The sequence below is a fragment of the uncultured Chitinophaga sp. genome (assembly GCF_937874145.1).
GTDB lineage: Bacteria > Bacteroidota > Bacteroidia > Chitinophagales > Chitinophagaceae > Chitinophaga.
Genome location: NZ_CALNBI010000230.1, coordinates 1 through 10720 on the forward strand (window position 1 = coordinate 1; position 10720 = coordinate 10720).

Below are 10720 nucleotides of genomic sequence, written 5' to 3' on the forward strand. Positions count from 1 at the left end.
CCGCTTTTTCAAGAAATACACCAACCAAACTCCGTCGGAATTCAAGGAACTTGCAAAGGCGTAACTGCTTTAATTGTAAAAGGCTGATTGTCAAAAAGGTATGGACTAAATAAAAAAAGTCCACCGATTACATCATTCTATCCATTCCAGATAGATGTTATAACATGTACTTTTGTATTGTCTTTTAAAAGGAGGCAAATATGACACACACCACAAAGCAAGTAGCACACATTTACCAAGGCGTGCAGGCCCACATGGTTGGCGACGGATTCAAGGTGCAGAACCTGTTCCCCGGCGGCAACAAGATGATCGGCAAGCAGCTGAGCCCGTTCTTCCTGCTGGATTATGCGGCCCCTCACTACTTTGCGCCTTCGGAAACGCCCCGCGGCGTGGAAGAACACCCGCACAGGGGGTTCGAAACCGTAACCATCGCCTACCAGGGCGCCCTAGAGCACCGGGACTCCGGCGGCAACAGCGGCAAAATCGGCCCGGGCGACGTACAATGGATGACCGCCGCTTCCGGCGTAGTCCATGAAGAAAAGCACGAACGCGAGTTCACCCGCACCGGCGGCATCCTCGAAATGGCACAGCTTTGGGTAAACCTTCCCAAGGCCCACAAAATGGACCCGCCCCGGTACCAGTCGATCCTCGATACCGACATCCCCGTGAAGGACCTCGGACACGGCAGCTTCGCCCGCATCATCGCAGGGAATTTCGAAGGAGTTAACGGTCCCGCAAAAACCTTTACGCCCGTCAACTTGTTCGATATACGGCTTACTGCCGGAACGGAAACCACCCTCACCCTGCCCGACGGTTACAATACCGGCATCGTGGTACTGAAAGGCGCGGTTTCCATCAACGGCACGCATGCCGCCAAAGCCGTGGAAATAGCGGTATTCGAACAGAACGGCGAAACCATCACGGTGAAAGCTGAAGAAGACAGCACCTTGCTGGTCCTCAACGGCGAGCCCATCCGCGAATCCATCTTCGCGTACGGCCCCTTCGTGATGAACACCAAAGAAGAAATCATACAGGCCATCGACGACTTTAACGACGGTAAAATGGGCCGGCTGAACTAAACAACAACATCTGAACCTGAACCTTTCTCATTCATCAAACAACTTAAAAAATTACAAACAATGGCAACCTGGAAAATTGACACCGCACACAGCGAAATCGAATTCAAAGTAAAACACCTCATGATCACCAACGTAACCGGCCACTTCGCCACTTACGACGCCACGGTGACCGCAGGGAACGACGACTTCTCCGATGCTACCATCAGCTTCGAAGCAGATGTAAACAGCATCAGCACCAAAAACACACAGCGCGACGAGCACCTGAAAAGCCCCGACTTCTTCGATGCCGCCAACCATCCTAAAATTACTTTTACCTCTACCGGTGTGGAAAAGAAAGACGCGGACACTTTCGTCCTCAATGGCAACCTGACCATCCGCGGCGTTACCAAACCCGTAGCCCTGAACGTAGAATATTCCGGTATCACCATCGATCCGTATGGCCAGACCAAAGCGGGTTTCGAGCTGACCGGCAAGATCAACCGTAAAGACTTCGGCCTGTCCTGGTCGGCCACCACAGAAGCCGGCGGACTGGTAGTAAGCGACGATGTGCGCCTGATTGCTGCGGTTCAGATCATCAAACAAGCATAATTCAACATAAAAGAAACTGACAAATGGATATCCTCGAGAAACTGAACTGGCGTTATGCCGTGAAGAAATTTGATCCTTCGAAGAAGTTGAATGAGGCGCAGTTGGAAAGGGTTCTGGAGGCTACCAGACTGTCTGCATCCAGCTACGGCCTGCAACCTTACAAGGTGATTGTGGTGAAAGACCCGGCGGTCCGGGAAGCGCTGAAAGCCGTATCCTGGAACCAGCCACAGATAACGGACGCATCGCATCTCGTGGTCTTTGCAAGATTCGATGATTAGAACCACGGACATGTAGACACATTCATGGGTCACGTCGCGGGCGCCCGGAATCTGCAACTGGATGACCTGAAAGGTTACGAAAATATATTGAAGGGAACGGTGAACCGCCTCAGTGAAGACGCCGCCGCCATATGGACTTCCAAACAGGCCTACCTGGCCCTGGGAACCCTGCTGACGGCCAGTGCGGTGGAAGGCATAGACGCCTGTCCCATGGAAGGATTCGATGCTGCTGCATATGACGAAGTGTTGGGATTGAAAGAGAAGAACCTGCGCACGGTGGTAGTTGCGGCGATTGGTTTCCGCGCGGAAGAAGATACGATGCAGCACGCAAAGAAAGTGAGAAAGCCCCTGGAAGATTTCGTGGAATTAGTGTAACAAACAGGTTGTTTGGGGGTTTAGGTAAACCGGGTGGAGCAATTCACCCGGTTTTTTTAATCTGGATTCCTTAATTTTAATCTCTATCGAAACAATTCACCCTAAATAGCAAACAATGAAAAGATCCGCATCCGCAAACTGGAAAGGCACCGGCAAAGAAGGTAAAGGCACTGTGTCTTCCGATTCCGGCGTTCTGAAAGATACCCAATACTCCTTCAGCAGCCGTTTCGAATCCGGCATCGGCACCAACCCCGAAGAACTGATCGCCGCCGCGCACGCAGGCTGCTTCACCATGAAGCTGAGCTTCGTGATCTCCGGCGCCGGTTTCACGCCCGATAACCTCGATACCAAAGCCACCGTTACTTTCGAGAATGGCGCCATCCCCGGCATCCACCTCGATGTAACCGCCAGCGTTCCCGGTCTCGACGCAGCCAAATTTGCTGAATTCGCGGAAGACGCGAAGGCGAACTGCCCGATCTCCAAACTCCTGAACACCAACATCACGATGGACGCAAAGCTCGTTTAATCGTTTACGTTAGTAGGCTTCCGTATAGCCGGGCGTAGTTGCAAAACTGCGCCCGGCTTTCGTTTTACATAAAAATAGTCCACCATTTGCGCCATCGCGTCCATTGTGCGGCAGGGTGTTTTTTCGGAGATTTGTATAAAGAAAAAGGAGATCAAATATATGAAAACAACCATCCACCGTGCCGACAGCCGCGGCTTTGCCAATCACGGCTGGCTCCAGTCCAGCCACACTTTCAGCTTCGCCGGGTACTACAACCCTGATCGCATTCACTTTGGCGCTTTGCGCGTATTGAATGATGATACGGTGAAGGGCGGAATGGGCTTCGGCGCGCACCCGCACGACAATATGGAGATCGTGAGCATCCCGCTGAGCGGCGCTCTAGAGCACCGCGACACCACGGGCCGCCACAAGATCATCAACCAGCACGACGTGCAGATCATGAGCGCCGGCAGCGGCATCGAACACTCCGAGTTCAACGCCAGCAAAACCGAACCGGTGAAATTCCTCCAGATCTGGCTCTTCCCGAAAAACCGCGACGTGGCCCCGCGCTACGACCAGCAAACCTTCGAACCGGCAGACCGTCATAACCGCCTGCAGGTGGTCGTATCGCCGGAAGGCACGGGAGAAGGCCTCCCCATGAACCAGGACGCCTGGTTCTCGCTGGGCAATTTCGATAAAGGACAGTCCTTTACCTACAGCCCGAAAAAAGAAGGCAACGGCCTCTACCTCTTCGTGATCGGCGGTACCGTAACGGCCGGCGGCGAAACCCTCGGCCCGCGGGACGCCATTGCAGTTGAAAATTACGCCCAACTCGATGTTGCAACATCGGAAGACGCACAGCTGCTGCTGATGGACGTGCCCATGCTCGCTTAACGCATATCCACGAAAAATACAGCGCCCGGTGGAAAAAATCCACCGGGTTTTTCATTTCCCTGAACCAAAATCGTCGTAAATTAGAACTGAGCGAAGGAATCACCGAATGGCATATTGAAGCGAAAGAAGGGTAGTATGATGCACGCAATCGTCATCCTGTCATCTTAATCAATATATCATGGAAGTACCAGCACAGTCCACAGACATCCAGGCACAGTTTTCATCCTGGAAAGAAGAAGTTGATCAAGTACGTTCCAACCTACGTACCATGCGCGGCAAACTCCAGGAAATCGCCACCTCGCCGCAACCCGATACCGAGAGATCCCTGGCGATCGAACATTTCCAAAACCAGTTCATCCGACAATTAGAAGTAGCCGACGAAATGTATCACGACCTGAAACAGTCGGCGAAACACATGGGCTACGGCCGCCCGGCCATTATTCACCACGACCGGCCCGTAGACGACATGAGCAGCCTGCAGGACCGCATGCAGGTATTCCATAAACTTCACAATGAATTATCCGGCGAGTTCAGCCGGTTTGCATCGTACGACTGATCCCGCATATTACCGGTGATTCGTCTGGCGCAGCTTATCCTGTATTTTGTACAGCGTTGCGTCCAGCTCCGTGCTGCATTCCCGCAACATGGCCAGCAGCCTGCCGTTCAGCGCGGGCTCGTTCTTCTCCAGGTCGAACATCGACATGATGCCCAGGATCGACGCCACGGGCTTGCGGATCTCGTGTGAGTTGATCCGTGCGATCTCGTGCAGCGTATCGTTGTTCTCCTGCAGGCGCTGCATGAACATGAGGCGCTCGGTAACATCAGTCTGGATGAAGATGTATTGCTGCAGTTGCCCGTCGGGGCCCACGACGGGCGTTACCACCGACTTCACCCAATAAGGTGTCCCGTTCTTTTTATAATTGCGTATTTCGAAGTCGAATGCCGCATCACGCGCCATTTTCTCGTCGATCATCGCAATGGTGCCGGCGTCGGTTTCGGGGCCGGACAGCAGGTCTTTCACGAATTTACCCGCCGCATCTTCCTGCGTATACCCCGTCATGAAGCGGAAGCCTTCGTTCACATATTCGATGCGGCCTGCGGCATTGAGAATGATAACGCTGTTGGCGGTATGGCTGGCCACGAGGCTCAGCAGTTCGATTTCCTGCTTCTGCCGAGTACTTTCGTCCACATCCTGCATAACACCGATCATGCGGATAGGTTGGCGTTGTTCGTTGAAGATGATGTACCCGCGATCGTACACGTATTTGTAATGGCTATTGGCGCAACGGAAGCGGTAGTAAGCTTCCAGGCGGTCTTTCCCGAGCGTGCAGGCGAGGTCAAAAGCTTGCATGACGCGGGGGAGATCCTCCGGATGGACGCGCTCCTTCCACCACTCCACGTTATCGCCGACTTCGTTTTCGCGGTAGCCGAAAAGCGTGACGGGACCGTGGTTCCGGGCGATGCGGTTCTGTTTGATGTCGTAGTAATACACGTAATCCGGCGTCACCTGGGCAAGGAGGTCGTACCGCGAACTGATGTCTTTCGCTTCGATCATCTGCCGCACTTCCGCATCGATATCCAGCGCCATGACGATGCGCGCCTGTTTGCCGCGGAAGAGCGTGGGGCGGGAGTGAAGCTCTACGTAAAACAATTCACCGCTCTTGCGCCGGTGCTGCCAGATACCGCGGTACGTGATCGCCGTGTCCGTACGTTTCACATCATCCATCATCTCGGGAATGGTGTCAGGATCGCGGATATCGCGAAGGGTCATGCTGAGAAATTCCTCATCGCTGAATCCATACTTCATCACCGCCGCTTCATTCACCGCCAGGAATTGCAGGCTGCCCCATTCGTACACCCACATCGGTACGGGATGCTCGCTGAAAAACTGGCGGTAAGGCGCCTGTATTTCAGCACTGGTGCGAAACACGATCCGCGCCACGATGAACACGAGCACACATGCGATCAAAAGAAAAACAAGGAACAAAATGATATCCGCGTCGCTGCCGGGAAATAAACCCGAAAGCCACACACGGAGCGGCCTGTAAAGAATTCCCCAGGTAAGGCCCGCCGCCGCCAGGATGCCCGTAATCTTCAGGGCAGGTAAGCGCATCACATGAATTTAAAAACAAGGTAATCTTTTTGCCGTTACCGGCCAATTTCTCGTGCAGGCGGGGATTTCACACAAATATGTTTGTTACCATTCGAGGGTTACATCATCGCTTTGCGCATACCCGGTGCAGGTGAGCACCATACCTTTGGCAAGCTCTTTTTCAGTCAGCACTTCATTCACCGACATCCAGACTTTACCCCCCGTGCACGTGGCGATGCAGGAGCCGCATACGCCACCCTTGCAGCTATATGGCAATGCCACCTGCTGGCGGAGCGCAGCATGAAGGATCGTTTCGTTGCCGGGAACCTCCAGCGTCTGCAATCCGCCTTCGTGGCGGAGGTGTACGCGTTTGATGGTGGAATCGTCCGGTACGGCGGTCCGCGCGATCTTCGCATCGGTATTCACCACGAAATTCTCTTTATGCAGCTGGTCGGGCCGGAAACCCATGAAAGTAAGTGTGAACTGCGCCATGCGCATGTATTCCACCGGTCCGCAGATATAGAAAAGCGCCTTGTCGCGATCGTGCCGCAGATGTTTGGGGGCCATGGCTTCCAGCACGATGTTGTTCATCCGGCGGATGCCCGGCGCGGCGTCTAAGGGATCGCTGAAGATCCAGACAACGGTGAGCCGCTCCGGGAATAAAGCTTCCAGCGCCTGTATCCGGCTGCGGAAAATGGCGTGCTCCTCGTTGCGGTTGCTGTAGATCAGCGTTACATGGGATTGCTGCTCTTCGTGAAGCGCTTGTTGCAGCAGCGAGAACAAAGGCGTGATGCCGCTGCCCGCCCCGAGCAGAACTACGTCGCGCTGCGCCTGGGGCTCGCTGTCGAGCACAAATCGGCCGGAAGGGAGCAGGGAGGTTACAATATCGCCTACCTGCCAGTGCCGGATAATATGCCTGGAAATGGCGCCATTGGCTACGCGCTTTACGGTCACCGCGAGATGGTCGTCGATCCCCGGTGTAGTGCACAGGGAATAAGAGCGCCGGTATTCGGTGCCGTGCAGGTCTACCAGGAAGGTGAGGAACTGGCCGGCCTGGTACTTCACAGTTTTGCCGTCGGTGCTTTCGAACCGGTAGGTCCACACGTCGGGCGTTTCGCGAACGATCTGCGTAATGCGTAATGATATGTAGAGGTCGCGCATGGTGCAATGCGGCGCGCTGTGCCGGGGAGGCTCAGCAGCACCGGGAACGGCCTTTATCAGCTGGTTTGAACAGTAATTTTGCTTTCAAGCATGGCGCGTACGGCGGAAGCGATCGCGGCGGCGTCGTATCCGCACTCGCGTTGCAGTTCGGCAGGCTTGCCATGCTCCACAAGGCGGTCGGGGATACCGAGGCGCTTCACGTCGGCCTTGTAATCGTGGTCGGCCATGAATTCGAGGACCGCACTGCCGAAGCCGCCCTGCAGCGATCCGTCTTCCACCGTAATCACACGGTCGAAGCGCTGGAAGATCTCATGCAGCATGTCGGTATCGAGCGGTTTCACGAAGCGCATGTCGTAATGCGCGGGCTGCAGGCCGTCGGTCATCAGTTCCTTCATCGCCTCGGTAACATAGTTGCCGGGGTGGCCGAGGGAAAGAATGGCAACGTCGCGGCCGTCCTGTATTTTTCTGCCGGTGCCGATTTTGATTTGAGAGAAGGGGCGCTTCCAGTCGGGCAACACGCCTTCGCCACGCGGGTAACGGATCACGAAGGGGTTGGTGGTGGAAGGCAGTTGCGCGGTATACATGAGATTGCGCAGTTCTTCTTCGTTCATGGGCGCGCTCACGATGAGGTTCGGGATGCAGCGCATGTAAGAAATATCGTACGCCCCGTGGTGCGTGGCGCCGTCTTCCCCGACGAGCCCCGCGCGGTCGAGACAAAATACTACGGGCAGGTTCTGGATCGCCACGTCGTGGATCACCTGGTCGTATGCCCGTTGCATAAACGAAGAGTAGATGTTGCAGTACACTTTCATGCCCTGGGTAGCCAGGCCTGCGGAAAGGGTAACGGCGTGCTGTTCGCAGATGCCCACGTCGATCGCGCGGCCGGGCATTTGCTCCATCATCCACTTCAGGGAAGAACCGGAAGGCATCGCGGGCGTGATGCCCATGATGCGGTCGTTCTGTTCCGCCAGTTCGATGATGGTATGGCCGAACACGTCCTGGTATTTGGGCGGTTGCGGCTTTTCAATCGCTTTCTTGAAGATCTCGCCGGTGATTTTGTCGAACAGTCCGGGCGCGTGCCATTTGGTCTGGTCTTTCTCCGCCAGTGCGTATCCTTTGCCTTTCACGGTGCGCACATGCAGCAGCTTGGGGCCGGGGATGTTGCGCAGGTCGTGCAGGGTATCTACCAGTTTGGTGATGTTATGCCCGTCGATAGGCCCGAAATACCGGAGGTTCAGGCTTTCGAAGAGGTTGCTGGATTTGGTCACTACCCCTTTGACGCTGGCTTCGAGCTTGGACGCCATGTCGCGGGTGAATTTCTTGCCGATGGGCATCTTCCCGAGCAGGTTCCATACATCGTCGCGTAGCTTGTTGTAAGTCTGGGAAGTGGTGATATCCGTGAGGTATTCTTTTAGCGCGCCCACGTTGGGGTCGATGGACATGCAGTTGTCGTTCAGGATAACCAGCAGGTTGGCGTTGGAAACGCCGGCATGGTTGAGGGCTTCGAAGGCCATCCCGGCGGTCATGGCGCCGTCGCCGATAACGGCGATGTGCTGGCGGTCGTGTTCTCCTTTATTGGCGGAGGCGATGGCCATACCGAGGGCGGCGCCGATGGAAGTGGAGGAGTGCCCCACGCCGAAGGTGTCGTACTCGCTTTCGCCGCGGTTCGGGAACCCGGCGATGCCTTTGTATTTGCGGTTGGTATGGAAAACGCTTTTGCGGCCGGTGAGGATCTTGTGTCCGTATGCCTGGTGGCCAACGTCCCACACGAGCTGGTCGTACGGCGTATTGTAAGCGTAATGCAGGGCTACGGTCAGCTCCACCACGCCAAGGCTGGCGCCGAAGTGGCCGCCGTGGACGCTCACAACGTCAATGATGAACTGGCGCAGCTCATCACACACCTGGTGCAGCTGCTCCTTGTTCAGTTTCCGCAGATCGGAAGGGTATTCGATCTGGCTTAATAATTGCCCTGCCGTAATTTCCATATCACCTTTTGGGTTTAATGCTCAAAAATACATGTTCTGCTGCATAAATTGGCCCAAACCGGTGCAAATTTGCGCGGGGAGGACCAATTTCCATGCAGGGCCCGGCGGGTATGTAAGCGGGGTGTCATAAGAGTAATACATTGATAATCACCATTAAGTATGAATATTTATCATGTTTGAAATAATGGGTGATCCCGCCGCCGCCCATTTAACCGCTTTAACCGCCATTGGTAATAATTGCGTTCCACTGCGCGTTGCGGCTTGGTATTTTTGGATGAAGCAGGTTTTCTCGCGGGACTTTGCTAACTTTTACTGAATGTTTAAACGCTTGTCAAAATATTGGTGGTGCCAGATACTTGGGTGGGGAGCGTGTTCCTTTCTGTACTTCTTCTACGGGTTTTTCTTCGTTAAGCTGGACTGGTGGATGTTTCCCTACCTCCTGGCAACGGCCGGGCTGGGGATACTCATTACACATGCTTTCCGTGCGGTTATCGTCAAATATAAATGGATCGAGAAGCCGTTCGAGAGCGTAGCCATTTACTTCTTTTTCGGGATAGCGGTTTGCGCCACGATCGATTCCTTCATCCTCAATTGCATCTGGTATGCGTTGAATGTGGGGCATTGGGACGAGGCGTTCCGAAGCAACTGGCTGCAGACGTTCCTGCAGCATTCCGTGTTTATATCCCTCTGGGCGGTGATCTACTTCCTCTGGCACTATGTGGAGGAAAGCCGGAACTCCCAGCTGGGGCAGCTCAAGCTGGAGGCCACCGTGCGCACGCTGGAGCTGAAAACGATCAAGAGCCAGCTCAATCCTCACTTCATTTTCAATGCGTTGAACAGTATCCGCGCCCTGGTGGACGAGAATCCGCGGCGTGCGCGGACGGCCATCACGGAGCTGAGCAATATCCTCCGGAACTCCATGCAGGCCGACAAAGCGGAAACGGTGAGCCTGGAAAACGAACTGAGCATCGTAAAAGATTATCTTGCATTGGAAAATATCCGGTTCGAGGAGCGGTTGAAGGTGCAGTACGATATTGACCCGGAAACCCTCGAGCTCCCGGTGCCCCCGCTGATGCTGCAAACCCTGGTGGAAAACGCCATCAAGCACGGCATCTCCCGGGAAGTGAACGGCGGGTTGATCCTCATCGGGTCGCATGTGCACGACATGTGCCACGAGATCACGATCCGCAACACGGGTAAATTCATCGAAAACCAGCAAAACGGCGGAGGGTTCGGCCTCGCTTCCACCCGCCAGCGGCTGGGGATACTCTTCGGCAAAAGGGCATCTTTCGACATTAAAAACATCGACCACGCAACGGTAGAAGCCAAAGTGCTCATGCCGTTATTATAAAATCGTCAACCAATTTTGACAGTATGAAAAAAGCATTGATCATAGACGACGAACGACTGGCCAGGAGCGAACTCAAAAAGTTGCTGGCAGACCATCCCGAGATCGTGGTGGTGGGTGAAGCGGTGAATGCGAAAGACGGGATGGAAAAGATTGAGTCGCTGCGGCCCGATCTCCTCTTCCTCGACATCCAGATGCCGGATAAGACCGGCTTTGATCTATTGGCGGAACTGGAAAGGACGCCGCAGGTGATTTTCACCACCGCTTACGACGAATACGCCCTCAAGGCGTTCGAGTACAACGCGCTGGATTATCTCCTGAAGCCCATCGAGCCCAAGCGGCTGGCGGACGCCATCCATAAGCTCCACCAGGCCGACGAGAAGGAGCGCATCGCCGCGGCGACCACGGACATCCA

At 54.7% G+C, this 10720-nt stretch carries 10 protein-coding genes and 1 pseudogene; 8 read left to right on the forward strand and 3 right to left on the reverse strand.

All coding sequences use genetic code 11. From position 1 onward, the window contains the following. Positions 1-200 precede the first annotated feature (200 nt). From Q0510_RS11195 to Q0510_RS11220, 6 genes and pseudogenes are all read left to right on the forward strand, one after another. Complete coding sequence (locus Q0510_RS11195; protein WP_298711286.1) at positions 201-1079, forward strand: pirin family protein; 879 nt, start codon at positions 201-203, stop codon at positions 1077-1079. 60 nt (positions 1080-1139) lie between these two features. After that, positions 1140-1667, forward strand: coding sequence for a YceI family protein (locus tag Q0510_RS11200; RefSeq protein ID WP_298711288.1), 528 nt, complete (start codon positions 1140-1142; stop codon positions 1665-1667). Positions 1668-1690: 23 nt separating this feature from the next. Next, a pseudogene (locus tag Q0510_RS11205) lies at positions 1691-2320 on the forward strand (NAD(P)H-dependent oxidoreductase). 115 nt (positions 2321-2435) lie between these two features. Beyond that, positions 2436-2846 carry an OsmC family protein gene (locus tag Q0510_RS11210; protein WP_298711291.1) on the forward strand — a complete coding sequence of 137 codons (411 nt, stop codon included), beginning with the start codon at positions 2436-2438 and terminating at the stop codon, positions 2844-2846. 159 nt (positions 2847-3005) lie between these two features. Then, the gene (locus Q0510_RS11215; protein ID WP_298711294.1) at positions 3006-3719 is read left to right on the forward strand and encodes a pirin family protein; all 714 of its coding nucleotides are present in this window, start codon (positions 3006-3008) and stop codon (positions 3717-3719) included. 178 nt (positions 3720-3897) lie between these two features. Next, the gene (locus Q0510_RS11220) at positions 3898-4275 is read left to right on the forward strand and encodes a hypothetical protein (protein ID WP_298711297.1); all 378 of its coding nucleotides are present in this window, start codon (positions 3898-3900) and stop codon (positions 4273-4275) included. A 9-nt stretch (positions 4276-4284) separates the two neighbouring features. Here Q0510_RS11220 and Q0510_RS11225 read toward each other — a convergent pair whose 3' ends face one another. From Q0510_RS11225 to dxs, 3 genes are all read right to left on the reverse strand, one after another. Then, positions 4285-5832 (reverse strand): PAS domain-containing protein, encoded by a 1548-nt coding sequence (locus Q0510_RS11225; protein WP_298711300.1) that lies wholly within the window; start codon positions 5830-5832, stop codon positions 4285-4287. A gap of 84 nt (positions 5833-5916) precedes the next feature. Beyond that, a complete protein-coding gene (locus tag Q0510_RS11230; RefSeq protein WP_298711303.1) occupies positions 5917-6972 on the reverse strand; it encodes a ferredoxin--NADP reductase in 1056 nt (351 codons plus the stop codon). A 56-nt stretch (positions 6973-7028) separates the two neighbouring features. After that, the gene (gene dxs, locus Q0510_RS11235; protein WP_298711306.1) at positions 7029-8957 is read right to left on the reverse strand and encodes a 1-deoxy-D-xylulose-5-phosphate synthase; all 1929 of its coding nucleotides are present in this window, start codon (positions 8955-8957) and stop codon (positions 7029-7031) included. Positions 8958-9273: 316 nt separating this feature from the next. On the opposite strand from dxs, the gene Q0510_RS11240 reads away from it, so the two are divergent. Together Q0510_RS11240 and Q0510_RS11245 are read left to right on the forward strand one after the other, a co-directional pair. Continuing rightward, entirely contained in the window at positions 9274-10308 is a 1035-nt protein-coding gene (locus Q0510_RS11240; protein ID WP_298711309.1) for a histidine kinase, read from the forward strand. A 23-nt stretch (positions 10309-10331) separates the two neighbouring features. Then, positions 10332-10720 (forward strand): response regulator (locus tag Q0510_RS11245; RefSeq protein ID WP_298711312.1); only part of this gene is annotated, 389 nt, incomplete at its 3' end.

Coding starts and splice junctions, on each gene's coding strand:
- Q0510_RS11220 (WP_298711297.1), top strand. CDS start 3,898: ATGGAAGTACCAGCACAGTCCACAGACATCCAGGCACAGTTTTCATCC.
- Q0510_RS11240 (WP_298711309.1), top strand. CDS start 9,274: ATGTTTAAACGCTTGTCAAAATATTGGTGGTGCCAGATACTTGGGTGG.
- Q0510_RS11195 (WP_298711286.1), top strand. CDS start 201: ATGACACACACCACAAAGCAAGTAGCACACATTTACCAAGGCGTGCAG.
- Q0510_RS11225 (WP_298711300.1), bottom strand. CDS start 5,832: ATGCGCTTACCTGCCCTGAAGATTACGGGCATCCTGGCGGCGGCGGGC.
- Q0510_RS11210 (WP_298711291.1), top strand. CDS start 2,436: ATGAAAAGATCCGCATCCGCAAACTGGAAAGGCACCGGCAAAGAAGGT.
- Q0510_RS11200 (WP_298711288.1), top strand. CDS start 1,140: ATGGCAACCTGGAAAATTGACACCGCACACAGCGAAATCGAATTCAAA.
- dxs (WP_298711306.1), bottom strand. CDS start 8,957: ATGGAAATTACGGCAGGGCAATTATTAAGCCAGATCGAATACCCTTCC.
- Q0510_RS11230 (WP_298711303.1), bottom strand. CDS start 6,972: ATGCGCGACCTCTACATATCATTACGCATTACGCAGATCGTTCGCGAA.
- Q0510_RS11215 (WP_298711294.1), top strand. CDS start 3,006: ATGAAAACAACCATCCACCGTGCCGACAGCCGCGGCTTTGCCAATCAC.